Genomic DNA, 26,009 nt, shown 5'->3' on the forward strand with positions numbered 1-26,009 from the left:
TTCCCCCTTAGTATGCGTGTAACGTCCGGATTTTATCTTCAATTTTCTCACTTGAGATGTTGAAGAACTTCTCCATCGTCGGAGCGTATGGCATCGCCGGGACGTCTGGACCACAGAGTCGTTCAATCGGTGCATCAAGATCGAACAATGCTTCTTCTGCAATGATCGCCGACACTTCACTCATGACGCTACCTTCTTTATTGTCTTCCGTGACGAGCAAGACTTTCCCTGTCTTTTTCGCTGCTTCGACGACTGCTTCGCGGTCGATTGGATAGACGGTCCGCAAGTCAAGGATGTGGACATCGATTCCGTCTTTTTCAAGGCGTGTTGCTGCCTCAAGTGCCATATGGACACATAGCCCGTAAGTGATGATCGTCACGTCTTCGCCCTCACGCTTGACGTCTGCTTTACCGATTTCGACCGTATAATCACCTTCCGGAACATCTCCTTTTAACAGACGATAGCCTCGTTTGTGCTCAAAGAACAAGACCGGATCATTCGAACGAATCGCTGCCTTCAGTAATCCTTTTGCATCATATGGATTCGATGGGATGACGATTTTCAGACCAGGCGTCGAGTTGAACATCGCTTCGACCGACTGAGAATGATAGAGTGCCCCGTGAATACCGCCGCCGAACGGTGCGCGGATGACGATCGGACACGTCCAGTCATTGTTCGAACGGTACCGAATTTTCGCCGCTTCACTGACGATTTGGTTGACGGCTGGCATGATGAAGTCAGCGAATTGCATTTCAGCAATCGGGCGCATCCCGTACATCGCAGCTCCAATTCCGACACCGGCGATCGCACTTTCAGCGAGCGGTGCATCGATGACACGTTCTTCTCCGAATTGTTCGAGCAATCCTTGTGTCGCCCGGAAAACACCACCCCGGACACCGACATCTTCGCCGAGGATGAAGACAGACTCGTCGCGTTCCATCTCTTCTTTGATTGCACTGTTGATCGCTTCGATTAAACTTAACGTCGTCATTTTGTTTCCTCCTCGTCGTACACGTAACGTAATGCATTTTCTGGTGCGTCGTAAGCCGCTGCTTCCGCATAAGCTGTCGCTTCATCGACTTCTTTTTCCATCGCTTGTTCGATTTCAGTCGCTGATTCTTCCGTCAGGACACCCATTTCAATCAGACGTGCACGGAAGAGTTTAATTCCGTCACGTGCTTTTAAGGCATCGAGTTCTTCAGCAGAACGATATGATTTATCGTCATCATCCGATGAGTGTGGCACGAGGCGTTCGACTTCAACCTCGATCAATGTTGGACCTTCGCCCCGTAATCCACGTTCGCGTGCTTCCTTGACGACCTTATAGACAGCAAGTGGATCGATGCCGTCCACCGTATAACCAGGCATTCCGTAGCCGATTGCCCGGTCAGCGACGTGTTTCGCCGACAGCTGTTTCGAGAGAGGTGTCGAGATCGCGTATTTATTGTTTTCACAGAATAAGATGACCGGGAGCTTATGGATTCCGGCAAAGTTCGCTCCTTCGTGGAAATCTCCCTGGTTTGAAGAACCTTCTCCGAACGAGACGTAGGCAACGAGTGGTTCCTTACGCATCTTCGCAGCCAGTGCGATTCCGACAGCGTGTGGGACTTGTGTCGTGACCGGACTTGAACCTGTGACGATGTTTAATGCACGTGAACCGTAGTGCCCTGGCATTTGGCGACCACCTGAGTTCGGATCTTCTGCCTTTGCGAATGCCGACAGCATGATATCGCGTGATGTTTGACCGAAGTGCAAGACGACGCCTAAATCACGGTAATACGGCAAGATGTAATCCGTTCCTTTTTCAAGGGCGAATGCTGCACCGACTTGAGCCGCTTCTTGTCCTTGACATGAGACGAGGAAGGGAATTTTTCCTGCCCGGTTCAATTTCCACATCCGTTCGTCGATCTTCCGCGCACGGACCATCGTTTCGAACATCTGAATTGCGTCCTGTTCCGTTAATCCGAGTTCTACTAATTCTTTGAATTCTATCTTTTCCATCCGTAATTCCTCCTTAGGCGTGAACCGCAAGTCCGTCGACGGCAAGTGCTGCTTCTCCGAATGCTTCTGACAAGGCTGGGTGCGGATGTACGAGCTGTCCGACTTCCCATGCCGTCGCATTCAGTACGAGTGCTAATCCACCTTCACTGATCAGTTCCGTTGCTTTTGGTCCGACGATATGAACGCCGACGAGATCATCTGTCTTCGCATCGGAGACGAGCTTGATGAAGCCTGCCGCCTCTCCTTCGATCCGTGCTTTCCCTAACCCGTTGAACGAGAAGCTCCCTACCTTGACATCCATTCCGGCACGTTTTGCTTCGTCTTCCGTTAAACCGACCGATGCCGCTTCCGGTACGCTGTAGATACAACGTGGTACGAACGCATACTCAAGGGGTGTCGTCGTTCCGTTTACGATCGCCTCGACCGCTTTGACACCTTCTGCTGACGCAACGTGCGCCAGTTGTAAGCGACCGATGACATCCCCGATCGCATAGATATGTTGATCCTTCGTCCGGAAATGGTCATCGACTTGGATGAAGCCATTTTCGACGACGATATTCGTGTTTTCAATCCCAATGCCTTCGACGTTCGCCATTCGACCGATGGCGACAAGCAATTTATCCGCTTCAAGCGTCGTCTGTTCGCCGTTCCGGTCGATCGCGATTGAGACACCGTCTTCCGACATCCGGAACGTATCACTTTGTGCAGCTGCGCCGGTATGAATCTTGACGCCCCGCTTTTTCAACTGACGGGCGACTTCACGGCTGACTGCCACATCTTCCGTCGGTAAGATCCGATCGCTGAATTCGACGACCGTTACGGCGACGTCGAAATCCGTCAACATCGATGCCCATTCGACACCAATGACGCCGCCACCGATGATGACGATCGATTTCGGCAAGTCTGCCATGTCGAGTGCATCATCCGAGCTGAGGACATACTCTGAATCAAAAGCGAGTCCGTTTAATGGACGTGGACGCGACCCTGTCGCGACGATCAGTTGACGCGGAAGGATCAATTCGCCTTCGCCTTCTTCCGGCTCGACGCTGATCGTTCCCGGCATCGGTGAAAAGATGCTTGGTCCAAGAATCGAACCCCGACCGTGAAAGACTTCAATCTTTCCTTTTTTCATCAGGTGCTGAATACCGGCTTCTAATCCATCTACGATTTCTTGTTTACGTTGTTTGACCTGTTCGAATCGTAAAAACGATTCCGGTACGTCCACGCCATATGTAGCAGCGTGTTTGACCGTCTGATAGACTGCTGCTGATTTCAAAAAGGCTTTAGATGGGATACAGCCACGATGTAAGCATGTCCCGCCTAATTTTCCTTGTTCCACGATTGCTACCGACTTCCCGGCTTGTGCCGCGCGGATCGCGGCGACATATCCACCGGGTCCGCCACCTAGGACAACGACGTCGAATTCTCTAGCCATGTTGGTTCGCCTCCATATTCCTTAACTTCTTCTTCCCCACGTAAGACACGCAACACTCCTTCTGCGAGCGCCTGTAACTCATCTTCACCAGGACTACGTACGACTTGACCGAGGTGGGCGATGCGTTCTTCGATCGCACGCGTCAACCGATCACTATAGGCAAGTCCGCCTGTTAGAATGATCGCGTCGATCTGACCGAACAAGACGGCACTTTGACCAGCGATCTCTTTTGCAATCCGGTACGCCATCGCGTCATATAACAACGCCGCTTTTTCGTCGCCCTCTTCAATCCGGCGCTCGATCTCAATCGCGTCAAACGTTCCCAAGTGCGCGACAAGTCCGCCTGACCCAACGACCAGACGCTTCATCTCTTCCAGTTTATACTTGGTACTATAACATAGTTCTACTAGTTGACCAACAGGTAGCGATCCGCTGCGTTCTGGCGAAAACGGACCTTCTCCGTCAAGTCCGTTGTTGACGTCGATGACACGCCCCTCTTGGTGCACGCCTACCGTAATCCCGCCGCCCATGTGCGCGATGATCAGGCGCAGTTCCTCATAGGGACGTCCGATTTCCTTCGCATACCGTTTCGCGACAGCTTTTTGATTCAAGGCATGAAAAATACTCTTTCGTTCAAGTTCAGGTAAGCCTGTAATCCGTGCAATCGGCTCTAGCTCGTCAACGACGACCGGATCGACGATGAACGATGGGATGTCGAGTGTCCGCGCGATTTCGTCCGCAAGGAGTCCACCGAGGTTCGATGCATGGACGCCAAAAATACCGCTGAGTAAGTCTTCTCGCATTTCCCGATTGACGGCGTACGTACCGCTGACGAGCGGTCGGAGTAACCCACCGCGCCCAACGACCGCCGTAAGCGCTTTCAAATCAATCTGTTCTTCAGCCAACACTTCGAGTAACACGTGACGACGCATCTCCAGCTGCGCTGGAAGCGGTCCTCCGACCGCCTCCGCTGGATGGCGTAACGTCTTCGTGAACACCTGGTTCGTTCCTTCGAAGATACCGATCTTCGTTGACGTCGAACCGGGATTGATCGTTAAAATACGTTCGCTCATGAATATCCTCCTCTGATCAGCCGCGTGATCCTAGAATGTTTTTATCACGACGCAGGAACTGACTGCGGGCACTACGCATCGTTGCGATGCGCTCTTCTGCCATTTTCTCAGCCGCCCGGTATGTCGGTAAATGATCGCGTTTTGCGATTTCAAACACTTTCGTGACTGCATCGTAGACGAGTTCAACTTTTTTCATGGCACGGTCACGATTGTATCCGTCAAGTTCATCGGCAACGTTGATGACACCACCGGCATTGATGACGAAGTCTGGTACGTATAAAATACCGCGTTCTTCAAGCATGTCACCGTGACGGTCTTCTTTGAGTTGGTTATTTGCCGCACCGGCGATAATTTTGACTTTCAATTGTGGAATCGTTTCATCGTTTAATGTTGCACCGAGAGCACATGGTGCAAAGATATCCGCATCAACGCTATAGATGTCTTCTGGTGCGACGATCAAGGCACCGAATGCTTCTTCTGCACGTTGCAGTGCTTCTTGATTGATGTCCGTAACGATCAACTTCGCCCCTTCTTCATGCAAATGACGGCATAGATTGAAGGCAACGTTACCGACACCTTGGATCGCAATCGTTTTTCCACCAAGTGAATCTGTTCCGTACACTTCTTTTGCTGCTGCTTTCATACCACGGTAAACACCGTACGCCGTAACCGGTGATGGGTTCCCGCTTGATCCGAATGCTGGGCTGACACCTGTAACGAAGTCCGTCTCCATATGGATGTAGTCCATGTCTGCTACTGTCGTATTGACATCTTCCGCTGTGATGTAACGACCGTTCAGTGACTGAACATACCGCCCGAATGCGCGGAAGAGTGCTTCCGATTTTTGTGTCTTCGCATCTCCGATGATGACCGCTTTACCACCACCGAGGTTCAAGCCAGCTGCTGCGTTCTTATATGTCATTCCTTTTGATAAACGGAGCGCATCAATCAATGCTTCTTCGTCTGAGGCATAGTTCCACATACGGAGTCCACCGAGTGCCGGACCGAGTGTCGTATCGTGAATCGCGATGATGGCTTTTAACCCAGATACTTTATCGTGACAAAAAACGACCTGTTCGTAATCTTCCATCTCCATTGTTTCAAAGATACTGAAGCGTGATTCTACGTTTGTTTCGACCATTTTAAGTTCCTCCTCAGGTTGTTTGTTTTACTTTTTTCGTCTGTTGCGCATTTAATAGCGCGAAGGCCAATGAGTACATTTTTGCTTCTGCTGTATCAGCACGGCTTGTTAAGACGACTGGAGCCCGTGCTCCGACGAGAATCGCCGCAACCGAGGCATGTGCGAAATACATGAGTGATTTGTAGATGACGTTCCCGACTTCAATTTGTGGGACGACGAGTAAATCCGCTTGACCCGCTACATCGCCTGTTAATCCTTTTTGCTGGGCAGCGACGAGATTTACGGCATTGTCGAGTGCGAGTGGTCCGTCGACAAGGCAATCCTTGATTTGACCACGGCGGTTCATTTGTGTCAAAAGCGCAGCATCAATCGTAGCCTGCATCGTCGGATTAACGACTTCGACGGCAGCTAAGACTGCGACTTTCGGTAATCCGTACCCAAGCGCCCGTAAAGCGGAGACACCGTTTTCGATGATCTTCACTTTGTCTTCGAGTGACGGTTGGATATGAATCGCTGCATCGGTCAATCCAATCGCCGATTCACGTCCTGGTACTTCAAACAGCGCGACATGCGACAAGACATTTCCTGAACGCAGACCCGTTTCTTTGTTCAAGACAGCCTTCATGAACGTTGCTGTCGGAACGAGCCCTTTCATCAAGACGCTCGCATCCCCTTTGCGAACGGCATGGGCGGCGCGTTCCGCCGCTTCTTGCGATGTAGAGGTATGGGTGATTACGAATTGTGACTCCCGTAATGCCCGTTTTTGAATCATCTTCTGGATTCGCGTCGCATCCCCGAACAAATGAAAACGAGCTAAATCGTTTTCAATTGCTAATGCGACAGCATCCATCACTTCTTCGTCATCCGCAGCCGCAATCGCAACGACGGAATCTTCGAGTCGAGCTGCCTGCTCGACCATTTCACTGAATCTCACCGTATTCCCCCCTTACCTGTCATACATAAATAGTAACAGCAATTTTCGTGCCAAATCAAAAGAGACGGTAGGACAAGCAAGAACGTCTTTAATTTTGCACGCTTTTGCATTTTTTGCAATATATTGCACGCAAAAATTTGCGTCTTACGAATAGATGTTAAATCGTTCCACTTTATAATAGAGCGCCCGGAGTGAAATCCCGAGTTGCTTCGCCGCTTCTGTTTTGTTGCCATTAAAGGCAGTAAGCGCTTCCCGAATCAATCGTTCTTCAACGTGGGACATCTCATCCGATAAATGTTTAATTTCCTTTTTTTGTCGCGTCGTGGCTTTCGTCGTTTGTGGCGCGACGAGTTGGAGATGCCCTTTCCGTAAGACAGTCTCTGTCTTATCCGTAAAGATCAAAGCCCGTCCGATGACATTTTCGAGTTCACGGACGTTCCCTTTCCACGGTTGTTTTTTCATAGCTTCAAGTACATCATCCGAAATCCGTCCGACCGATCGTCCGTAACTTTGATTCAATTTTCGAAGCAGATGTAAGGTCAGTGGTGCGATATCGTCTGGTCGTTCGCGTAAAGATGGAATGTGGATCGGTAAACGATTAATTCGGTAATAGAGATCTTCGCGGAATTCATTCATGATGATTTTTTCTTCTAGATTGGCATTCGTCGCCGCGATGATCCGGACATCGACCGGAATCGCATTCGTGCCACCGACACGGACGACTTCATTTTCCTGTAACACCCGTAACAGTTTGGCTTGGACGTCGAGTGGCAATTCGCCGATCTCATCTAAGAATAGCGAACCTCCGTGTGCTTCTTCGAAATATCCCCGTTTCCCGCCGCGCCGCGCTCCTGAGAACGCGCCTTCCTCGTACCCGAATAGTTCACTTTCGAGTAACGTCGGTGCAATCGCCGCACAGTTGACGCGGACGAATTGTTCATATTTGCGTTCGCTCGCTGCATGGATCGCATGCGCGAACAACTCTTTTCCGGTTCCCGATTCACCACGAATCAAGACGTTGACGGGCATCGTTGCCGCAAGCTTTGCTTGATCGACGACGAAGCGCATCGCTTCACTCTCGGCGATGATGTCGTCAAACGTATACTTCGCTTCGAGTGTCCGAATTTTTTGGCGTGCTGCTTTCAACTCTTTCGCTAATGCCTTCATTTCCGAAATATCCCGAATGACGCCAACGGAACCGCGGACTTGTCCATCGACGATGACAGGTGCCGCGTTGACGATGATATCGCGTTGATCTTGTCCAATTTTCATTCGGACATCTCGCACATTCTCCCCCGTATTCAAGACTTTTAAATGAACCGACTCCTGCATCCCGATGTCAGCACTGGCTGGTTTTCCAACGACATCTCGCTCCGTAAAGCCGGTCATGCGTGTATAGGCAGGATTGATCAGCATCGTCTGCCCCTCCTGATCGGCAACGGAAATCGCCTCGCTCGTACAATGAATGATCGCTTCGAGCATCTTTTCTTTTTCTGTCAGACGCTCGAGTAAGACCCTGACGAATTCGCCTGGTAAGACGGCCACGCCTGGAAAATCATGTATCAGACGTTCGAGTACTCCCTGTTCTCCAGTAGCATCGATAATGAAATCAACGTCTGTTCCTTCAAATGCCGACCAATCGGCCTCAATGCGGATCTCTGCCCGGCGAGCAAGCGCCATTGCTGGAGCGTCCATGTTCGTGTCAACCAGACCGATGACCGTCAATAGCGGTGAACGTTGGAACGCATGTAGGATTTCTGTTCCCCCTTGACCTGCCCCAATGACAAGTAGATGATGCATATGAATTCCCCCTTTGAAACTGCTTACATTTCTATCCTACTCGGAATAAAATAGGGAAGCAAACCCGATTCGCAGAACGTTTGATTTTTTGATACAATACGCTTGGAAAGGAGTGGCGTCCTATGCGTATCATTGGTTTGCTCTCGTTGCTGATTCCCGGTATCATCGGTGCAATCGGCATTAAACTCATGCGCGATAGCGTGTTTCTGATTGCTCAAGTCCCGTTCAAATACTTAGGCGATGCAGCATATGTATATGTCTTACAAGGTATCGTTGGTCTGATTCTAGCGATGGGTGGCATCGGATTTGTTGCAGGATATGTCTTTTATCGAGATCGTAAGCGCGGCAAAGTCTCCGACCGTTATCAAAAAAAATGAACACAGAAAAAGGTCCCCATCTCTTGAACTCATTTCAAGCGCGGGACCTTTTACTCGTATAAAATTGGTTTCACTTACGGATGAACTCCTCTCATAGTAGAACTATTCGTGTACTCCAAAACCTTAGGTGTTCCTCTTAATGAAGAGGTGGAAAGAAATCAGATCTGGCTATCGGGCTAACGATAGAATGGTATTTCAGTTCCATCATCTGACTGTACTCGGGACCTAGGTGGAGCGTAATGTCATCCGCTTGAAGCAGTCAAACATTCGGTTGCTAACAATCACTGCTAGACAACACTCCTTTTCACGAACTGTACTTTTCATTTTAGACGATCCGTTACCTTCCACTTTTCCCTAGCTTCGAAATCATGGAAGCTCCCATTCATTCGAGATTTCCCATCTAGAATGAACAAGATACCTTGGTACGACTTCTACCAAGAGAATGTCGTCCGGCATTCTTGAGCCATTTACAGTTGGCGTTCTGAGATGATGTTCATCAACGGGATTTCCGGAGTCCTCGCCGACTCGACGTTCATCTGACGTCTTGCCAAATCATTTGGTATCTTTATTATAACAAACATTTCAGTTTATGCAATATTTATTTGTAAACGCTTTTATTTTTTTTTGATCTCTGCTGTATGCTGGAGGAAGAACACAATCGAAAGGAGCGCTTGTATGCGAAAAATCATCGTATTCGAACACCTGTCATTAGACGGTGTCATTCAGGCCCCGAGTGGTAAGGACGAGGATTTAAGTAACCAGTTTGAACAAGGTGGCTGGACCGCTTCGTTTCAGCATCCTGAAATCGGTCAGATCATCCGCGGGTGGATGCATGAGGACTGCTCCCTGCTGCTTGGTCGCACGACTTACGAGCAATGGTCGAGTTACTGGCCACTCCATGCCGATATCTGGCCGGCAGCCGACCGTGCTATGAAATATGTCGCCACGCCTCATGAACGACCTGTTCTTTGGCAGCCGACGACTTATTTAAAGCATCCGATTTCTGAACTGGAGCGCTTAAAACAACAGGATGGTCCACCGTTTCATGTCTGGGGCAGCAGTCAACTCGTACACGCGCTTTTTCAAGCTGACTTGATCGATGAACTACGCTTGATCACCTATCCTGTCATCATCGGGTCCGGTAAACGTCTGTTTCCTGATCAAGGGATGATTCCTCTCACTTGGGACGTCATGGAGGAAAGAACGTTTCCTAATGGCGTGTCGGTCGTTCGTTATGAACGGAAATAGGATAAAAAATACACCGTCTACAAAACAGACGGTGTATGGCTTCAACCAGATTGCTCCTGATTCATATGATTCGATACATACGAGATGAATTCCGAGTTCTTCGGGCTTTTCTCCTGTTCGATTCGACCATTGAACAGTTTGTGCTGCTGCATCCCTTCATTCCAGGCGGATTTAATCGCGTGACGCATCGCCCGTTCGACGCGAGAAGCCGTCGTTTGATGTTTTTTCGCGATCGTCGGATAGAGCTCTTTTGTGATCAAACCGAGTAAATCTTCCCGTTCGAGTACCATCAACACGGCGTCCTTTAAATACGTGAACCCTTTAATATGTGGCGCGATTCCGACTTCTCGGAGCGTCGTCCCGACTTTTAAATCAATCGTTTCGACCGTCGGCGATTGTCCCTGATTCGTCACAAGCCGGATTTTTTGAACGAGCTGATCCATACTGAACGGTTTAACTAAGAAATAGGATGCTCCGAGCGTGACCGCCTGTTGCGAAACCTCATCCTTACCGAAGGCACTCAGCATGATGACAGCAGGATTCTTCTTTTTCTTCATCAACTCTTCAAGGACACCGAGCCCATCTAGATGGGGCATGATGATGTCGAGGAGCAATACATCGACTTCGTGTTCTTTCATCCGTTCGAGACAACTCTCGCCGTTGTAGGCGACGCAAACGACTTCCATGTCTTCTTGCGCAGTGATATGTTGGCGAATCAGTTCGACCATTTCGCGATTATCATCTGCTATCCCGACTTTAATCAATCCTTACACCCCATTTTTAAGCGATTCTTTCATCGTCTTCGCCTGATCCATCAATTCTTCGGCATGACGTAACGTCAAATCCGTCATATGTGCGCCAGAGATCATCCGCCCGAGTTCATTTCCTCGATCAGATTGAGACAACACGTTGACTTGCGTCGTCGTACGATCCGTCTCCTCGATCTTTCGAATATAGAGGTGTTGATCCGCCATTGAAGCGACCTGTGGTAAGTGTGTGATACACAGTACTTGTCCGTCTACTGACAAACGATAGATCTTTTCAGCCATCGCTTGTGCGACACGACCTGATACCCCTGTATCGACTTCATCGAAAATGATCGAAGCAACCCCGACGGAGCGCGAGAAGATTGACTTCAGTCCAAGCATGATGCGCGATAATTCTCCGCCCGATGCAACTTTTCCAAGCGATTTGAACGGCTCTCCTGCATTCGTCATGATGAAGAATTCCACTTGGTCAATCCCATTCTTACGCAACGCCGGTGTCTTGCCATCTTGAAGGAAACGAATTTCAAACCGTGCTTTTTCCATATAAAGCTCACGCAACTCCAAATGAATCGCTTCACTTAATTGGATTGCCGCTTTTCGGCGCTGTTGCGAGAGCCGACCACCGATCTCGAACAATTCGCCTTCGAGCTGTTCGACTTCATCTTTTAGACGTTCGATGCGTTCATCTCGGTTCGTCATCGTGTCGAGTTCAATCCGAATCTTCTCACCGTATGCGATGACTTCTTCAATTGTTGCGCCATACTTTCGTTTCAGCTGTTGAAAGACCGATAAACGTTGTTCGATCTCATCGAGCCGATTGGAGTCGAACTCAAGTGTTTCAAGTTGATCCCGTATCGCGTACCCGACTTCTTCCAGTCCATAAAAGGCGCTCGCGATCGCGTCACTTTGCTGAGAAAACTGTTCATCGATGCTTGATGCTTGCTGCAACTCACGCATCGCATCCCCAACGGAATCAATGCCGCGCATCTCATCATGTAAGGCATCATAAGCTGTCTTCAACGACGCATATAGCTTCTCGAAATTCGCGAGACGATTCCGTTCGACGAGTAAGTCGTCCTCCTCATGCGCCCGAAGTTTTGCACTTTCGATCTCTTCCGTCTGAAACGATAATAAATCAATCCGTTGGGCGAGTTCCTGTTCACTTTGAGCGAGCGATTGCAAAGCCGTCCGTTTTTCTTCATACGTTTGGTAACCGATCTGGTAGGCTTGAAGAAGCGGCGCGATTGCCTCTTGCGCGAAGTCATCGAGAATCGCTTGATGATACGCGCTATCCATTAAATGCTGATGTTCATGTTGCCCGTGCATGTCGACGAGAACACGTCCGAACTCACGTAAGATCGTCAGCGTGACTAGCTTATTGTTGACGCGGCAGACACTCTTTCCGGTCGCGAACAGATCACGTCGTAAGATGATCAGGCCATCTTCGATATCGATGCCGTACTCTTCCGCGAGGTCATAGACAAGATGATCGTCCTCAATCAGAAACAATCCTTCGAGTTCCGCCCGATCTTCCCCGTACCGGACGAATTCCGCGGATCCACGTCCACCAATCAACAATCCGATTGCATCGAGCACGATTGATTTACCGGCACCTGTTTCCCCAGTCAAGACAGTCATCCCTTTTTTAAAGTCGATCTGTAGCTCGTCAATGATCGCAAATTGTTTGATCGATAATTCAGCTAACATCCTGTCAACTCCTTACAGCATTTCTAATATTCGTTCCGTCACTTCTTCCGCCTGTTCCTCACTTCGTGCGATCAACAGAATCGTATCATCTCCGCACACCGTTCCGAGCAATTCACTCCAGCTCAAATGGTCCAGTAAGACAGCGACTGCATTCGCATTTCCAGGGAGGACATGCATGACAATCAGATTTTGAGCAGAATCGATCGAGATGAAGCTATCTCCAAGCAGACGCCGTAATTTTCCGAGCGGGTTGAAACGTTGGTCGGCGGGTAAGCTGTACTTATAACGCCCATCATTCAACGGAACTTTGACGAGATGGAGTTCCTTGATATCTCGTGATACCGTTGCCTGTGTCACCTTATATCCTGCATTCCGTAATTCCTCTACCAATTCATCCTGGGTTTCTACTTCCGATTGGGTAATGATTTCCCGAATCTTAATCAACCGTTGCCCCTTTGTCATTCCTGCACCTCACAGTATTCTTCGATGTTACTATTGTAATCCAATAAATCATTAAAAGTCCACGTTTGCCATTTTATTATACGGTTTACATTGGACCAAAGCACAAGGAAGACGGACCCATGAACCGGATCCGCCTTCGTTTTCATCTGTTCGGTTAAAGACTCGCGTGCGCTTGCTTGACTGTCTCTGCCGCATGGACGGATGGATCAAGCCCAGCTTGACCCAGGCGCGCATGTAACAAGAACTCGATGTTACCCTCTCCCCCGGTAATCGGTGAATAGTCGAGCTGCTTGACGTAGAACCCCTGCTGAATGAAGAATTCGATCATCTCATCGAGCACTCGGACATGAATCCGTTCATCCCGCACGATGCCTTTTTTACCGATATCGTCACGACCTGCTTCGAATTGCGGTTTGACGAGCGCCATGACGTCTCCTCCTTCAACAAGGATCGTCTTCAGTGGCGGAAGCATCAACCGTAACGAGATGAACGAAACATCGATCGTCGCGAACTGTGGTGCGATCGGGAACATGTCTGGCGTCGCATGCCGGAAGTTCGTTTTCTCCATCACCGTCACGCGGTCATCCGAGCGAAGCTTCCAGTCCAGCTGATTGGAACCGACATCGAGCGCATACATATGCGCTGCTCCATTTTGTAAGGAGCAGTCCGTAAAACCACCCGTCGACGATCCGATGTCGAGACCCGTTTTACCCGAGACATCAAAATCGAATACTTGGAGTGCTTTTTCCATCTTAAAGCCACCACGACCGACATACGGCATCAGTTGACCTTTGACGTGCAGATCGATATCCGACTTGACCTTTTCCCCGGCCTTCTCCAATCGTTCCGTTCCGCTGAAGACGAGTCCCGCCATGATTGACCGCTTCGCTTTTTCACGCGTTTCAAACAAACCGCGCTCGACGAGAAGAACGTCGAGGCGGATTTTCTTTACATTTTCCATGAATCGTCACACACTCTGTTTCTTTCCTTGATTGACGAAAGCGCGTACTTCTTCCGCGATTTGTCCAGGTAATAATCCGATTTCTTCTAGTAATTCGTTTACACCGCCATGCTCAATATACCAATCCGGAATACCGAAGCGTTTGACGCGCGGGAATGCTTCCTGCTCATTCGCATGCTCAAGGACAGCTGATCCGAATCCACCTTTTAGGACGGCTTCTTCGAGTGTCACGAGTGGAATGCCTTCTGCGTAAAGGGCATTCAGCATCGTTTCATCAAGCGGTTTGATCGTCCGCGCATTGATGACACGAACCGACAGTTCGTCCGCTAGGAGATCCGCAATCTTGAGTGCATCCTGCACTTGTGGTCCGAATGCAAGAATCGCGACATCTGTTCCTTCACGTTCGACTTCCCATGTATCAAGCGAAATCTCGTGTAACGTCTCATCCATCGGCACACCGATTCCTTCGCCTCGTGGGAAACGGACGGCAATCGGTCCTTCGTATTTGACAGCAGAATAAAGCAAGTGCTGCAGCTCGTTCTCATCCTTCGCCATGACGATCCGGATATTCGGCACGTGGCGCATGAAAGCGATATCGAAGACCCCTTGGTGTGTCTCTCCATCCGCACCGACAAGTCCTGACCGGTCGATCGTAAATGTCACGTCGAGATTTTGACGCGCGACGTCGTGTACGAGTTGATCGTACGCACGCTGGAAGAACGTCGAGTAGATCGATACGACAGGTTTCATGCCTTGCGTCGCTTGACCTGCTGCAAACGTCACAGCATGTTGTTCTGCGATTCCGACATCAAACATCCGCTCTGGGAATTCTTTTTCAAAACAATCGAGTTTTGAACCGACACTCATTGCCGGTGTGATCAATGTCAGCTTTTCATCATCGCGTGCCATCTTCGTCAACGTGTCTGCTACCGTAAACGAATAACTTGGCGCTTTGGATTTTCCTTTAATGACTTCGCCGGACTCCATCTTGTACGGTCCAAGACCGTGCCATGTACCGACACCATCGAATTCTGCTGGGCGGTAGCCCTTCCCTTTTTTCGTGATGACATGAAGCAGGACAGGTCCTTCTTCTTTTTTCACGTAGTTGAGCTGTTCGATCAAATCATTGAGATCGTGTCCATCGACCGGACCATAGTAATTAAAGCCGAGCTCTTCGAAGAACATGCCAGGGACAAGTGCTCCTTTGACGGCTTCCTTCAATTTCTCGCTTCCTTTTTCAAGGCGTCCGCCAATGACCGGAATCTTTTTGATCAACGTTTCGAGTTCGTCTTGTGCATAACGCACTTTCCGTGAGGAACGAATCCGTCCGAGCATTTGATGCATTGCCCCGACGTTCGGTGCGATCGACATCTCGTTATCATTCAAGATGACGATGACGTTTTGTTGTTCTGCGCCGATGTGATTCAATGCTTCGAGCGCCATACCACCTGTCAACGCACCGTCACCGATGATTGCGACTGCACGATCACTCTTACCGCTCAGTTCATTCGAAACAGCAATCCCCATTGCTGCTGATAAGGACGTCGAGCTGTGTCCTGTCTCCCAGACGTCATGTACGCTTTCATTGCGTTTTGGGAACCCACAGAGCCCCTTATGCTTGCGGAGCGTATCGAACTGGCTCGCACGTCCTGTGAGAATCTTATGCACGTATGCTTGGTGTCCGACATCCCAGACGAACTTGTCATTCGGACTGTTGAATTCACGATGCAACGCAAGCGTCAACTCGACGACACCGAGGTTCGGTGCCAAGTGTCCACCTGTCGTCGCTAATTCTTCAATCAAAAAGCGTCGAATGTCGCCAGCGAGGACTTCGAGTTCGGAGACCGACATACGCTTTAAAAATGACGGATCCTGTATTTCTGTCAATTTCATACCTTACCGCCTCTTTTCCTTACAATCTTATAGGGTTTGTACCCTACATTGTACTAGAACAATCTATCGAGCGCCATTGTCAGCATAGAAAAAGACGACGCAGATGCGTCGTCCTGCTTAATGGTCGCGCTTGACCACGAAGTCGAGCAGTTCCTTAAGTGTCGTCGCTTCGACCGATAATGCATCAATCGCTTGTTCCGCTGCTTCCACCTGAGCGGTCAGTGCACGTTTTGCACCTTCAAGACCGAGGAGTTTCGGATACGTCGCTTTTTCGTTCCCTTCATCACTTCCAACCGGTTTACCGATTTTTTCGGCATCTCCGGTTACATCCAGAATGTCGTCTTGAATTTGGAAGGCGATTCCAAGGTGACGCCCGTATTGGTGCAGGTGCGCAAGATCAGTCGGACTGACTGCGGCAAGTAATCCACCTGCTTCGACCGCAAAGACGAGCAGTGCTCCCGTTTTCCGGCGGTGAATCGACTCAAGCTCCGCTACATCATTGATGCCGCCACGTTCGCCGAGCATATCGTCGAGTTGACCGCCGACCATGCCCGCAGCACCCGCTGCTGCTGCCAACCGTTCAACAAGGGCAAGCTTCACGTCAGGCGAATCCGGTGTCTCAAGAAGACAGCTGAAGGCGTTCGTAAGCAAGGCGTCCCCTGCTAAAATCGCTGTCGCTTCGTCAAAAGCAATATGATTCGTAGGTCGTCCACGACGGAGATCGTCGTCGTCCATTGCAGGAAGATCATCATGAATCAGTGAATATGTATGAATCATCTCGAGTGCCGCAGCAGTCGCATCCCCTTTTGAACGATCGATCGAGAAGGCATCAAGTACAGCATAAATCAAGGCTGGACGAATCCGCTTTCCACCGGCATCAAGTGAATACCGCATCGAGTCGCGTAACCGCTCCGGTGCGTCAATTCGCTCCATGAATTCTGCCATCTTGTTTTCAACTTGTAGTTTCCACTCATTCAAAGCAATCATTGCGCTCCTCCTTTTTCCCGCAGCGTACCATCTTGTTCCAGGATTTGATCGAGTTTTTTTTCAGCAACAGATAACTTTCCTTGGCAAAGAGCTGTCAGTTTGACGCCCTCTTCATATAGAGCCATCGCTTGTTCGAGAGGGGCTTCGCCCTCTTCTAGTAACGTGACGATCTCTTCTAGTCGTTCTAGTGCCTCTTCAAAAGATTGTTCCGTCTCCATCCTTATTCCCCATCCTCTCGTTTAGCACGAATCGTTCCATCATGGAAGCGGATATCGAACGAAGACGCAGTCAATGCCTTCGCGGAGCGAACGATTTGTCCATCCTGTTCGACATACGTATAGCCGCGCATCAGAACATGCGTCGGACTGACAGAGTCGAGTCGCGCGAGCACATGACGCACCTGCTGTTGTTTCGATTGCAAAATTCGGCGAATCATTTCCAGTCGGCGACGCGACTGTTCAATCGTCGCCTTTTGTTGCACGAATCGTTCCCGCACAGGTACTCGCATTAAGCGTGTATGAAGACGCTCCACCCGCTGCCGGTTTTGCGTTACGACGTACTGGATTTCTTTTTGGAGTGACATCTCCGCCCGGTCCAGTTGTTCCTGTTTTAGTCCGAGTAGGACGCGTGGCGACTTCAGACCGTAGCTCGCGGAAAGACGCGCCACTTGTTCCTGCTTACTCTTAATAAGTTGGGCATACGTTCGTTCTAAACGTCGCTGTACATCCTCGACCCGGCGGACGAGTTCTGCCGCTTCCGGTGTGACGAGTTCTGCCGCTGCCGTTGGTGTCGCAGCACGAACGTCCGCAACGAAATCACTGATCGTAAAATCGGTTTCGTGACCGACGGCCGAGACGATTGGAATACGGGATTCAAACACGGCTGTCACGACGGACATCTCATTGAATGCCCATAACTCCTCGATTGAACCACCACCACGACCGATGATCAACACGTCACAGGCAGCATGCTCATTCATCAACTGAATGGCACGACTGATTTGCGGTGCCGCGTCCGCTCCCTGTACAAGGACCGGGGCGAACACGATGGCTGCCTGCGGATAACGGCGACGGAGTGTCGTTGCGATGTCATGAAGCGCCGCTCCTTTTGGGGACGTGATGATCCCGATGCGCTCGGGAAAAGCAGGCAACGGCTGTTTGATCGTCGGATCAAACCAACCGCGATCTTCGAGATCCCCCTTCAAGCGCGAGAACGCCTCATACAGCGCACCTACACCATCTTCCGTCATCCGTTCGACATAAAGCTGCATCTCGCCGGATGACACATAAACGGATAAGCGCGCCGTGACGACGACACGCATGCCTTCGCGGACGTCCGCCTTGACTCGACTGGCATCCCGGGCAAACATGACGGCTTTCATCCGTGACTGCTCATCCTTCAACGTAAAATAAAGGTGACCGGAAGAGTGTCGTTTAAAGTTCGACACTTCTCCCACCACCTGGACTTGTTGTAGAAGGGCGTCGCCTTCTAGTTCCCGTTTGACATAGTGGACTAAATCGGAAACGTGAAGGGGTTCGCTCATCGCGCAGCCTCAATCGTATTATGCAGTAGCATCGTGATCGTCATCGGACCGACACCACCCGGAACAGGTGTAATCATCGACGCCACATCTTGTACCGTGTCAAACTCAACATCACCGACGAGTTTACCATCGACACGGTTGACACCGACATCGATGACGACAGCGCCCGGCTTTACCATATCTGCCGTAATCAGCTTTGGTACGCCGACTGCGACAATCAAGATATCTGCTTGGCGCGTCATCGCACCGAGATCTTTTGTTTTTGAATGACAATAGGAAACGGTAGCCGATTCATTCAAGAACAACATACCAACCGGTTTACCGACGATTTGACTCCGTCCGACGACGACGACATGTTGACCGGCAATCGGTACGTTCATCTCTTTGACGAGATGAAGAATCCCGTTTGGTGTACAGGGTAAAAATGTCGGTTCCCCGATCATCATTTTTCCGACAGAGACAGGATGGAAACCATCGACGTCTTTTTCAGGAGAAATCGCAAAGATGACCTTACTCTCATCGATATGCTGAGGCAACGGCAATTGCACGAGAATCCCGTGGACACTCGCATCAACGTTCAGTCGTTCGATCAGGTGAAGGAGATCTGATTCCGTTGTTTCTGCCGGAAGCCGGATCAACTCCGAATCCATGCCGATTTCCTTCGCCGCCTTTTCTTTCCCACGTACATAAGATTGGCTGGCTGGATCTTCGCCAATCAGGATGACAGTCAATTGCGGTTGAATCCGCTGTTCTTTCAGACGTGCGACTTCTTCTTTCAGCTTCATACGATATGAATGGGCTACCTGTTTTCCATCGATTACTACTGCCATGATTTGTCCACTCCCCCAAAAAGTTCGATTCACTCTTCTGTCTGTTTGTCTCTATTCGGTTTTACATCGGGTTACGAATTTTCTTTGACGACGCCTTGCGCGACCTTACCGAGAACACCGTTGACGATTTTCGTTGCTTCTTCATCTGCGAACGCTTTCGTCAATTCGATGGCTTCGTTGATCGTCACTCGAACCGGGATGTTCGTTTCGAACAATAATTCGTAAACGGCTAAGCGAAGAATCGTCCGCTCGATGTTTCCGAGTCGTTCGAACGACCAGTTCACGAGTGCTTCGCGAATGTGTTGATCAATCGTTGTTTTGTTCTCTTCGACACCGTTCACCAATTGCTCGACGAATGTATCGTATTCCTTACCTTCTACCGCGAATTCAATGGCCTCTTGTGCAGTCAGATCCGAGAGTTCCATTTGGAACAAAGATTGGACTGCGAGTTCGCGTGCCATGTGTCGTTTCATCATGATTTTGCGTGCTCCTTTTTTTGTCGTTCTCAATCAGTTAGTTTAGCACATTCCTCTTTTAAAAAACATAGAGAACGCCAAAAAAAGACGGGAGTTCGTCGTGCAAACTCCCGTCCTGATTCAGTTTACGATCGTTCCTTTCAACTCACGCTCGGCGAATTTCGTCGTGAACGTACCACGACGGAATACCGGGTGACTTAAGACACGTTCATGGAACGGAATCGTCGTCTTGACACCTTCAATCCAAAATTCAGCCAGTGCCCGCTCCATTTTCGCACATGCTTCTTCCCGTGTTTCCGCATGAACGATCAGCTTCGCGACCATCGAATCGTAATATGGTGGAATCATGTATCCCGGATAAACAGCGCTGTCAATCCGGACGCCCATACCACCTGGTGTCACGTATTGTGTGACACGCCCGGCAGACGGACGGAAGTCATGGTCTGGATCCTCGGCGTTGATGCGACACTCGATTGAATGACCATGGAACTTGATATCCTTTTGTTTGACGGCAAGCGGATGATCGAGCGCGACTTGCAATTGCGCTTGAACGAGATCGAATCCCGTGATCATCTCGGTTACCGGGTGCTCGACCTGAATCCGCGTATTCATCTCCATGAAGAAGAACTCCTCTGTTTCTTCAACGAAGATGAACTCGATTGTTCCGGCTCCCGTGTACTGGATCGCCTTTGCCGCTTTAACGGCAGCTTCCCCCATCTTCAGGCGTGTCGCTTCACTGACCGCTGGCGACGGTGCTTCCTCGATCAGTTTCTGCATCCGACGCTGGACGGTACAGTCTCGTTCGCCGAGGTGAATGACATTCCCGTGGCGGTCCGCTAGTACCTGTACTTCGACGTGGCGGAACTCTTCGATGAAGCGTTCTAAATACACGTCCCCGTTACCGAAAGCTTGTTTTGCCTCACGGCGTGTCTCACTCAAGCCATTGATCAATTCTTCTTCCGAACGGGCGACACGTATCCCTTTTCCGCCGCCTCCCGCTGTTGCTTTGATGATGACCGGGTAGCCGATCTCTTGCGCGAGCGCGACCGCTTCTTCGTCCGTGACCGTTCCATCTGAACCCGGTACGACAGGAACCCCACACTCGATCATCGTCTTCTTCGCGACGTCCTTAATCCCCATCTGACGGATTGCATCCGACGTCGGACCAACGAATTTAATGCCGCACGCTTCACACATTTCGGCAAAATCGACGTTCTCCGCTAAGAAACCATAACCCGGATGGATCATCGTCACTTGACGATTCGTCGCGACAGCAAGAATATTCGTGACGTTTAAGTAGGACGATGCAGAACTGGCTTCACCGATGCAGTACGCTTCGTCCGCTAGGCGGACGTGCAAAGCATCCTTATCCGCCGTCGAGTAGATTGCTACAGTCTGTATTCCGAGTTCTTTCGCCGCTCGAATAATCCGGACCGCGATTTCTCCACGATTGGCAATCAATAATTTTTCCATGCTGTTCACCTCCGTTTACGGACGGATCCGGAAGAGTGGTTGACCGAATTCAACAAGATCTCCATCGGCGACAAGAATTTCGACGACCGTTCCGGATATTTCCGAGTTTAAGTTATTAAAGAGTTTCATTGCTTCCAGAACACAGACGACCTGACCGACTTCAATTTGATCGCCGACTTTGACGTATGCTGGTTTATCTGGATTCGGTCGCGAATAGAACGTTCCGACCATCAAGGCATTGATCGTGACCGTCTCGTCTGCAACCGCTTCTTCCTCAACAGGTGCTGCCGCTTGTTTCGCAGGAGCTGGAGTCGCTACTGGTGCAGCCGGCGCTTGATGCGAAACCGTCACCGTCTCTCCTTGTTTCTTCAACTTCAATTTATACGTATCCGTCTCGAGTGAGAGTTCGTTTACACTCGACTGATCGAGCATTTCGAGTACTTGTTTCAACTGATCGATTTTCATCTGTCATTCTTCCCCCATCTATGCTGTATTCACAATTATTATACCAGGTGCTAATGCCTACTCAAATACTTATATTAACTGGTCATACCATTGGATGCAAGTCGTGGCGTATGAAAAAAAGACGTCTCTCGACCTGATTGAAGGTGAGAGACGTCTTGTCGTTTCGTTCTTATCCGTTGTAACGACCTGTGAAATCACCTGTACGTGTATCAACCGTTACTTTTTCGCCCGCTTCGATGAAGAGTGGGACTTGAATGATGTGTCCTGTTTCGACTGTCGCGTTTTTCTTGACGTTTGAAGCTGTATCGCCCTTGACGCCAGGCTCTGCTTCAACAATCGTCATGACAACCGTGTTCGGCAATTCAAGACCGAGGATTTCGCCGTTGTAAACCGCGATTTGAACTTCCATGTTCTCAAGCAAGTACGGAAGAGCTGCTTCGACTTGAGCTGTCGTCAATTCCAATTGTTCATACGATTCTGTATCCATGAAGACGTATGTTTCACCCATTGGGTAGAGGTATTGCATCTTGTTGCGGTCGATATGTGCACGTTCGACACGTTCTCCGCCGCGGAATGTCATCTCCTGGATGTTTCCGTTACGAATGTTACGCATTTTCGTCCGAACGAATGCTGCTCCCTTACCTGGTTTAACGTGTTGAAATTCGAGTACCTGCCAGATCATACCGTCTGATGTCTTAATTGTAAGTCCTGTTTTTAAATCGTTTACTGATACCATGAATGGTTCCTCCTAAAATGTCCTGTCACTCTGTTTAGAGAGTGATCAGTTCTTTTGGTGAAGACGAAAGAATTTCTCGACCTGTTTCCGTGATCAAGACGTCATCTTCAATCCGGCAACCGCCAACTTGTGGTACGTAGATACCTGGTTCGACCGTGACGATCATGCCTGGTTCAAGCTTCGTTTCCGAGCGGAATGATAAGCCAGGACCTTCATGTACCTCAAGACCGATACCATGTCCCGTTGAATGACCGAAGTACTCGCCGTATCCTGCTTCCTTAATGATATCACGCGTCAATGCGTCAGCTTCGATGCCCGTGATGCCTGGTTTTAAACCATCGACCCCTGCCAGTTGCGCCTGGAGGACCGTGTCGTAGATCTTTTGCAACTCAGCATTGATCGGTCCGACTGCGACAGTCCGGGTGATATCTGAAACATAACCGTTTAAGAGTGCTCCGAAATCAAGCGTGACGAGTTCTCCCGTCGCGATGACTTTCGAACTGGCAACACCATGTGGCAAAGCAGAACGATAGCCTGATGCAACGATCGTATCGAAAGAAGAAGACGTCGCCCCGTGCTTACGCATGAAGAATTCTAGTTCATTTGATACTTCAAGTTCCGTCCGTCCTGGTTGAATGTACGTCAAGATGTGTTGGAAGGTCGCGTCTGCGAGCTCCACCGCTTCCTTAATCATCTTAATCTCTGATGAATCCTTAATCAAGCGTAGGTTTTCAATGATTCCCGTCGTCGGAACGAGCTCAATCGATGAAGCCTGATCGTACGCTTCAAAAGCACCAAGTGTCATCGCATCCTTTTCGACGCCAACGGCACGAACTCGTGCCCCTGCCATTAACTCGCCCATCGTCTCGGGAATCGACCGTTCGATTTGAACGATTTCCATTCCTTTGACCTGATCTGCCGCTTGCTCCGTGTAACGGAAATCCGTCACGAAGTATGCTTGCTCTTCTGTTACGAGACAGGCACCGCTTGACCCTGTGAACCCTGAAATATAGCGGATGTTCTCTGCTTTCGTGACGAGTAATCCCGGAAGATCCCGTTCTTTTAATGCCGCTTGTAACGCCTCGATTCGTTGTTTCATGATTGATTTCCCCCTTATTCCGATTGTTGTAAAGCTTGGATTGCTTCTGTTGCCAGGCGATACCCGGTCATACCGAGTCCGGCGATCACACCTCTACAGACGGGCGCAATCATCGAATGATGCCGGAAGGATTCGCGTGCATGGACGTTCGATAGATGAACCTCGATGACGGGTGCTTCAATCGCAGCGATTGCATCACGTAACGCGATGCTCGTGTGTGTATAGGCTGCTGCATTGAACACGATGCCGTCCGCTCCACGTTCCTCATGAAGAACATCGATCAATCGCCCTTCCTGGTTCGATTGTTCAAACCGAAACTGAATGTTCGGAAAATAAGCGCGAAGCTCCTGTTCTAAATCGGCTAACGTCGCCGTTCCATATGTATCCGGTTCACGCGTTCCGAGTAAATTCAAGTTTGGTCCGTTTAAAATCAAGACACGCAAAAAAACACCTCCTCGAATTCTTTCTTATTGTATCATAAGCCCTTTTCCGACTCCTAAAGATTACCTCGGTTTAACGAGTCAAACATAGTTTTTTTAGCGTAAATCAAGTACACTGACGATACACCTTATTTTATGAAGACGGGATGCGTTCTATTATGAAAACGACTAATCCGCCCGTCGGTGGTCAAGCCATCGTCGAAGGCGTCATGTTCCAAAATGCGACCCATGCGGTATCCGCGATTCGTCGAAACGATGATTCGATTGAGACCTTTACACAGCAAAAACCGGTGCGACCACGAATCGCAAAAGGAAAACGGATTCCCCTTTTGCGCGGTCTCTTTGCTTTAATGGAATCTTCCGCGAATGGTGCGAGCCACATGAACTTCGCAAGTGATCGTTACGGCGTCAAACCGGGTGAGGAAGAACCGGAGGAATCGACGGCCAGTCCATTGACGAAATGGCTCGGAGTAGCTGTCGTCGGGATTCTATCGTTCTTCTTCGGTAAATTACTCTTTACGCTATTACCTGCTTTCCTTGCCTCACTGTTTGATGTATTTCCTGTCTTATCAGGGCACGTCGTTCAAAACGTCATTGAAGCGGTCATTAAATTAACCCTATTGTTCAGTTATTTGTATCTGATCTCCTTGACCCCGCTCGTCAAACGGCTCTTTCAGTACCATGGTGCCGAGCATAAGGTCATCAACTGCGTCGAGTCAGGACGTCCACTTACGGTCGAGAACGTTCGCCTCAGCAGCCGTCTCCATTATCGATGCGGATCGAGTTTCTTGATTTTCACCGTCATCGTCGGCTTTTTCGTCTACCTGATCGTTCCGACGGATCCACTTTGGTTGCGTCTCGTCTGTCGGATCGCCTTATTGCCAGTCGTCATCGGTCTGTCCTTTGAAGTCCTGCAGCTGACGAATAAAGCACAGCACATCAAAGGACTTCGCGTCATCGCCTTGCCTGGTCTATGGTTACAGTATTTAACGACAAAAGAGCCAGACGATGCGCAGATCGCGGTTGCGATTTATGCGTTTGAAGAACTTGAAAAACAGGAACATAACCTACATGAGAATGCACTGGGTTAATCGATAACAGGGGTGATATTATGATCAGACAACGCATTGGTTCTACATTTGCACTCGTCGTCTTACTGTTCGCTTTTATCGGCTTTGGATATAAACTCGTCAATAATCCAAGTAGTCTGTTTTCACAGTTATTGTTCTTCGGTATTACTGCAGGAATCATCTTCCTGCTCTTTAAGTTCCTGACTCGGAACCGAAGCGTCGGAAACGGTGCGAATGCACAATACCGTAAGTCCGTTGCCCAATCCAAAAAAATGCACGGTTCTTCGAATGCGGTGCGCCGGACGGACTTCAAGAAAAAACCGGTCAAATCCTCAAAAACACCAGCATCTAATAAAGTCCGCCCCCTTCGTGACCGTTCAAAAGCACCTCACTTGACTGTCATCGAAGGAAAAAAAGGCAAAAAGAAAAAACGTGCTTTTTAATAGCAAAAAGTACATCAAAAAGGAAGTTCGCCGCGAGTGACGAACTTCCTTTTTTCATGTGCTTCACTCCGTCTCAACCCATCCGATATACGGTAGATTACGATATTCTTCCGCGCAATCAATCCCGTACCCGACCACGAAATAGTCCGGAATCTCGAACCCGACATAATCTGCGACAAGTTCTACTTCCCGACGTGCTGGTTTATCAAGTAATGTACAGACTTTTAAAACGCCCGGTTGGTGCAACTTCATGTGATCGCATAGGAAATGGAGTGTCCGCCCCGTATCGATGATATCTTCGACGACGACGACATATTTTCCTTGCACATCGAGATCGAGATCCTTCTTCAACTGGACACGTCCGGAGGACACCGTCTTTGTCCCATAAGAAGAACACGCAACGGTATCAATTTGGACACTTCCTTTGATTTCACGCATCAAATCTGCAGCAAAGACCATCGACCCTTTTAATACGACGACGAGAACGATTTGACGTCCGGCAGCGTCTGCTTCGATCTGCTGTGCTAATTCGCGAACTTTTTCCTTCAGTTGTGATTCCGGCACTAATTTTTCTTTAATCGTGATTTCCATGACCAGGTGCGAACACCTGCCACCCCCTTCGTCCATTTTCAGGATCAGTATAGCACA

At 49.5% G+C, this 26,009-nt stretch carries 27 protein-coding genes; 4 read left to right on the plus strand and 23 right to left on the minus strand.

The genetic code is table 11. The features are described 5' to 3' along the window. Positions 1-7: 7 nt before the first annotated feature. The 7 genes from ACRPK8_RS05385 to ACRPK8_RS05415 form a co-directional block, all read right to left on the minus strand. Positions 8-991 carry an alpha-ketoacid dehydrogenase subunit beta gene (locus ACRPK8_RS05385; RefSeq protein ID WP_023467596.1) on the minus strand — a complete coding sequence of 328 codons (984 nt, stop codon included), beginning with the start codon at positions 989-991 and terminating at the stop codon, positions 8-10. Continuing rightward, positions 988-2,001 (minus strand): thiamine pyrophosphate-dependent dehydrogenase E1 component subunit alpha, encoded by a 1,014-nt coding sequence (locus ACRPK8_RS05390; RefSeq protein ID WP_023467595.1) that lies wholly within the window; start codon positions 1,999-2,001, stop codon positions 988-990. Before ACRPK8_RS05390 ends, ACRPK8_RS05385 begins: the two co-directional genes overlap by 4 nt. 13 nt (positions 2,002-2,014) lie before the next feature. After that, a complete protein-coding gene (gene lpdA / locus ACRPK8_RS05395; protein WP_432237273.1) occupies positions 2,015-3,436 on the minus strand; it encodes a dihydrolipoyl dehydrogenase in 1,422 nt (473 codons plus the stop codon). Then, entirely contained in the window at positions 3,406-4,509 is a 1,104-nt protein-coding gene (gene buk / locus ACRPK8_RS05400) for a butyrate kinase (RefSeq protein WP_432237274.1), read from the minus strand. The genes lpdA and buk overlap by 31 nt, the downstream gene beginning before the upstream one ends. Before the next feature lie 16 nt (positions 4,510-4,525). Beyond that, complete coding sequence (locus ACRPK8_RS05405; RefSeq protein ID WP_432237275.1) at positions 4,526-5,650, minus strand: Leu/Phe/Val dehydrogenase; 1,125 nt, start codon at positions 5,648-5,650, stop codon at positions 4,526-4,528. 13 nt (positions 5,651-5,663) lie between these two features. Continuing rightward, positions 5,664-6,584, minus strand: a complete 921-nt coding sequence (yqiS, locus tag ACRPK8_RS05410) for a phosphate butyryltransferase (RefSeq protein WP_432237276.1) — start codon at positions 6,582-6,584, stop codon at positions 5,664-5,666. Between the two features lie 144 nt (positions 6,585-6,728). Beyond that, positions 6,729-8,384, minus strand: a complete 1,656-nt coding sequence (locus tag ACRPK8_RS05415) for a sigma-54 interaction domain-containing protein (protein ID WP_432237277.1) — start codon at positions 8,382-8,384, stop codon at positions 6,729-6,731. A 122-nt stretch (positions 8,385-8,506) separates the two neighbouring features. Between ACRPK8_RS05415 and ACRPK8_RS05420 the strand changes: the two genes are divergently transcribed. Together ACRPK8_RS05420 and ACRPK8_RS05425 are read left to right on the plus strand one after the other, a co-directional pair. Next, positions 8,507-8,761, plus strand: a complete 255-nt coding sequence (locus ACRPK8_RS05420; protein ID WP_432237278.1) for a DUF2627 family protein — start codon at positions 8,507-8,509, stop codon at positions 8,759-8,761. 675 nt (positions 8,762-9,436) lie between these two features. Next, positions 9,437-10,009, plus strand: coding sequence for a dihydrofolate reductase family protein (locus ACRPK8_RS05425; protein ID WP_432237279.1), 573 nt, complete (start codon positions 9,437-9,439; stop codon positions 10,007-10,009). Positions 10,010-10,050: 41 nt separating this feature from the next. Here the strand turns inward: ACRPK8_RS05425 and spo0A are convergent, their stop codons facing one another. The 15 genes from spo0A to aroQ form a co-directional block, all read right to left on the minus strand. Next, positions 10,051-10,773 (minus strand): sporulation transcription factor Spo0A, encoded by a 723-nt coding sequence (gene spo0A, locus ACRPK8_RS05430; RefSeq protein ID WP_432237280.1) that lies wholly within the window; start codon positions 10,771-10,773, stop codon positions 10,051-10,053. Between the two features lie 3 nt (positions 10,774-10,776). Continuing rightward, positions 10,777-12,483, minus strand: a complete 1,707-nt coding sequence (recN, locus tag ACRPK8_RS05435) for a DNA repair protein RecN (protein ID WP_432237281.1) — start codon at positions 12,481-12,483, stop codon at positions 10,777-10,779. Between the two features lie 12 nt (positions 12,484-12,495). Next, positions 12,496-12,945: a transcriptional regulator AhrC/ArgR gene (gene ahrC / locus ACRPK8_RS05440; RefSeq protein WP_432237282.1), complete on the minus strand. Its 450-nt coding sequence runs from the start codon at positions 12,943-12,945 to the stop codon at positions 12,496-12,498. A 154-nt stretch (positions 12,946-13,099) separates the two neighbouring features. Beyond that, positions 13,100-13,906, minus strand: coding sequence for a TlyA family RNA methyltransferase (locus ACRPK8_RS05445; RefSeq protein ID WP_432237283.1), 807 nt, complete (start codon positions 13,904-13,906; stop codon positions 13,100-13,102). 6 nt (positions 13,907-13,912) lie between these two features. Continuing rightward, positions 13,913-15,799: a 1-deoxy-D-xylulose-5-phosphate synthase gene (dxs, locus tag ACRPK8_RS05450; RefSeq protein WP_432237284.1), complete on the minus strand. Its 1,887-nt coding sequence runs from the start codon at positions 15,797-15,799 to the stop codon at positions 13,913-13,915. A gap of 117 nt (positions 15,800-15,916) precedes the next feature. Beyond that, a complete protein-coding gene (locus ACRPK8_RS05455; protein ID WP_432237285.1) occupies positions 15,917-16,786 on the minus strand; it encodes a polyprenyl synthetase family protein in 870 nt (289 codons plus the stop codon). After that, positions 16,783-17,004: an exodeoxyribonuclease VII small subunit gene (xseB, locus tag ACRPK8_RS05460; protein ID WP_023467583.1), complete on the minus strand. Its 222-nt coding sequence runs from the start codon at positions 17,002-17,004 to the stop codon at positions 16,783-16,785. The genes ACRPK8_RS05455 and xseB overlap by 4 nt, the downstream gene beginning before the upstream one ends. Positions 17,005-17,006: 2 nt before the next feature. Continuing rightward, positions 17,007-18,329 carry an exodeoxyribonuclease VII large subunit gene (xseA, locus tag ACRPK8_RS05465; protein WP_432237286.1) on the minus strand — a complete coding sequence of 441 codons (1,323 nt, stop codon included), beginning with the start codon at positions 18,327-18,329 and terminating at the stop codon, positions 17,007-17,009. Further along, positions 18,326-19,159, minus strand: a complete 834-nt coding sequence (folD, locus tag ACRPK8_RS05470) for a bifunctional methylenetetrahydrofolate dehydrogenase/methenyltetrahydrofolate cyclohydrolase FolD (protein WP_432237287.1) — start codon at positions 19,157-19,159, stop codon at positions 18,326-18,328. The genes xseA and folD overlap by 4 nt, the downstream gene beginning before the upstream one ends. A 71-nt stretch (positions 19,160-19,230) precedes the next feature. Beyond that, positions 19,231-19,632, minus strand: a complete 402-nt coding sequence (nusB, locus tag ACRPK8_RS05475) for a transcription antitermination factor NusB (RefSeq protein ID WP_432237339.1) — start codon at positions 19,630-19,632, stop codon at positions 19,231-19,233. A gap of 123 nt (positions 19,633-19,755) precedes the next feature. Continuing rightward, entirely contained in the window at positions 19,756-21,108 is a 1,353-nt protein-coding gene (accC, locus tag ACRPK8_RS05480) for an acetyl-CoA carboxylase biotin carboxylase subunit (protein ID WP_432237288.1), read from the minus strand. A gap of 15 nt (positions 21,109-21,123) precedes the next feature. Then, the gene (accB, locus tag ACRPK8_RS05485) at positions 21,124-21,573 is read right to left on the minus strand and encodes an acetyl-CoA carboxylase biotin carboxyl carrier protein (RefSeq protein WP_432237289.1); all 450 of its coding nucleotides are present in this window, start codon (positions 21,571-21,573) and stop codon (positions 21,124-21,126) included. A 169-nt stretch (positions 21,574-21,742) separates the two neighbouring features. Continuing rightward, complete coding sequence (gene efp, locus ACRPK8_RS05490) at positions 21,743-22,309, minus strand: elongation factor P (RefSeq protein ID WP_432237290.1); 567 nt, start codon at positions 22,307-22,309, stop codon at positions 21,743-21,745. A gap of 34 nt (positions 22,310-22,343) precedes the next feature. Next, positions 22,344-23,408 carry a M24 family metallopeptidase gene (locus ACRPK8_RS05495; protein ID WP_035409103.1) on the minus strand — a complete coding sequence of 355 codons (1,065 nt, stop codon included), beginning with the start codon at positions 23,406-23,408 and terminating at the stop codon, positions 22,344-22,346. A 14-nt stretch (positions 23,409-23,422) separates the two neighbouring features. Then, positions 23,423-23,851 (minus strand): type II 3-dehydroquinate dehydratase, encoded by a 429-nt coding sequence (aroQ, locus tag ACRPK8_RS05500; protein WP_432237291.1) that lies wholly within the window; start codon positions 23,849-23,851, stop codon positions 23,423-23,425. Positions 23,852-24,006: 155 nt separating this feature from the next. On the opposite strand from aroQ, the gene ACRPK8_RS05505 reads away from it, so the two are divergent. Together ACRPK8_RS05505 and ACRPK8_RS05510 are read left to right on the plus strand one after the other, a co-directional pair. Beyond that, on the plus strand, positions 24,007-24,939 hold the full coding sequence (locus ACRPK8_RS05505; RefSeq protein ID WP_432237292.1) for a DUF1385 domain-containing protein: 933 nt from the start codon (positions 24,007-24,009) through the stop codon (positions 24,937-24,939). A 20-nt stretch (positions 24,940-24,959) separates the two neighbouring features. Further along, entirely contained in the window at positions 24,960-25,361 is a 402-nt protein-coding gene (locus ACRPK8_RS05510) for an SA1362 family protein (protein ID WP_432237293.1), read from the plus strand. A 63-nt stretch (positions 25,362-25,424) separates the two neighbouring features. On the opposite strand, the gene hpt is transcribed toward ACRPK8_RS05510, so the two are convergent. Then, positions 25,425-25,952 (minus strand): hypoxanthine phosphoribosyltransferase, encoded by a 528-nt coding sequence (gene hpt, locus ACRPK8_RS05515; RefSeq protein WP_432237294.1) that lies wholly within the window; start codon positions 25,950-25,952, stop codon positions 25,425-25,427. Positions 25,953-26,009: the final 57 nt, after the last annotated feature.

It is taken from the genome of Exiguobacterium sp. TDN 0502, from assembly GCF_050846835.1.
Lineage (GTDB): Bacteria > Bacillota > Bacilli > Exiguobacteriales > Exiguobacteriaceae > Exiguobacterium_A.

What these genes read in the sequence shown, in the direction of transcription:
- ACRPK8_RS05385 (WP_023467596.1), bottom strand. Translation starts at nt 991, where the DNA reads ATGACGACGTTAAGTTTAATCGAAGCGATCAACAGTGCAATCAAAGAA.
- ACRPK8_RS05390 (WP_023467595.1), bottom strand. Translation starts at nt 2,001, where the DNA reads ATGGAAAAGATAGAATTCAAAGAATTAGTAGAACTCGGATTAACGGAA.
- lpdA (WP_432237273.1), bottom strand. Translation starts at nt 3,436, where the DNA reads ATGGCTAGAGAATTCGACGTCGTTGTCCTAGGTGGCGGACCCGGTGGA.
- buk (WP_432237274.1), bottom strand. Translation starts at nt 4,509, where the DNA reads ATGAGCGAACGTATTTTAACGATCAATCCCGGTTCGACGTCAACGAAG.
- ACRPK8_RS05405 (WP_432237275.1), bottom strand. Translation starts at nt 5,650, where the DNA reads ATGGTCGAAACAAACGTAGAATCACGCTTCAGTATCTTTGAAACAATG.
- ACRPK8_RS05415 (WP_432237277.1), bottom strand. Translation starts at nt 8,384, where the DNA reads ATGCATCATCTACTTGTCATTGGGGCAGGTCAAGGGGGAACAGAAATC.
- ACRPK8_RS05420 (WP_432237278.1), top strand. Translation starts at nt 8,507, where the DNA reads ATGCGTATCATTGGTTTGCTCTCGTTGCTGATTCCCGGTATCATCGGT.
- ACRPK8_RS05425 (WP_432237279.1), top strand. Translation starts at nt 9,437, where the DNA reads ATGCGAAAAATCATCGTATTCGAACACCTGTCATTAGACGGTGTCATT.
- recN (WP_432237281.1), bottom strand. Translation starts at nt 12,483, where the DNA reads ATGTTAGCTGAATTATCGATCAAACAATTTGCGATCATTGACGAGCTA.
- ahrC (WP_432237282.1), bottom strand. Translation starts at nt 12,945, where the DNA reads ATGACAAAGGGGCAACGGTTGATTAAGATTCGGGAAATCATTACCCAA.
- ACRPK8_RS05445 (WP_432237283.1), bottom strand. Translation starts at nt 13,906, where the DNA reads ATGGAAAATGTAAAGAAAATCCGCCTCGACGTTCTTCTCGTCGAGCGC.
- dxs (WP_432237284.1), bottom strand. Translation starts at nt 15,799, where the DNA reads ATGAAATTGACAGAAATACAGGATCCGTCATTTTTAAAGCGTATGTCG.
- ACRPK8_RS05455 (WP_432237285.1), bottom strand. Translation starts at nt 16,786, where the DNA reads ATGATTGCTTTGAATGAGTGGAAACTACAAGTTGAAAACAAGATGGCA.
- xseB (WP_023467583.1), bottom strand. Translation starts at nt 17,004, where the DNA reads ATGGAGACGGAACAATCTTTTGAAGAGGCACTAGAACGACTAGAAGAG.
- xseA (WP_432237286.1), bottom strand. Translation starts at nt 18,329, where the DNA reads ATGAGCGAACCCCTTCACGTTTCCGATTTAGTCCACTATGTCAAACGG.
- folD (WP_432237287.1), bottom strand. Translation starts at nt 19,159, where the DNA reads ATGGCAGTAGTAATCGATGGAAAACAGGTAGCCCATTCATATCGTATG.
- nusB (WP_432237339.1), bottom strand. Translation starts at nt 19,632, where the DNA reads ATGAAACGACACATGGCACGCGAACTCGCAGTCCAATCTTTGTTCCAA.
- accC (WP_432237288.1), bottom strand. Translation starts at nt 21,108, where the DNA reads ATGGAAAAATTATTGATTGCCAATCGTGGAGAAATCGCGGTCCGGATT.
- accB (WP_432237289.1), bottom strand. Translation starts at nt 21,573, where the DNA reads ATGAAAATCGATCAGTTGAAACAAGTACTCGAAATGCTCGATCAGTCG.
- efp (WP_432237290.1), bottom strand. Translation starts at nt 22,309, where the DNA reads ATGGTATCAGTAAACGATTTAAAAACAGGACTTACAATTAAGACATCA.
- ACRPK8_RS05495 (WP_035409103.1), bottom strand. Translation starts at nt 23,408, where the DNA reads ATGAAACAACGAATCGAGGCGTTACAAGCGGCATTAAAAGAACGGGAT.
- ACRPK8_RS05505 (WP_432237292.1), top strand. Translation starts at nt 24,007, where the DNA reads ATGAAAACGACTAATCCGCCCGTCGGTGGTCAAGCCATCGTCGAAGGC.
- ACRPK8_RS05510 (WP_432237293.1), top strand. Translation starts at nt 24,960, where the DNA reads ATGATCAGACAACGCATTGGTTCTACATTTGCACTCGTCGTCTTACTG.
- hpt (WP_432237294.1), bottom strand. Translation starts at nt 25,952, where the DNA reads ATGGAAATCACGATTAAAGAAAAATTAGTGCCGGAATCACAACTGAAG.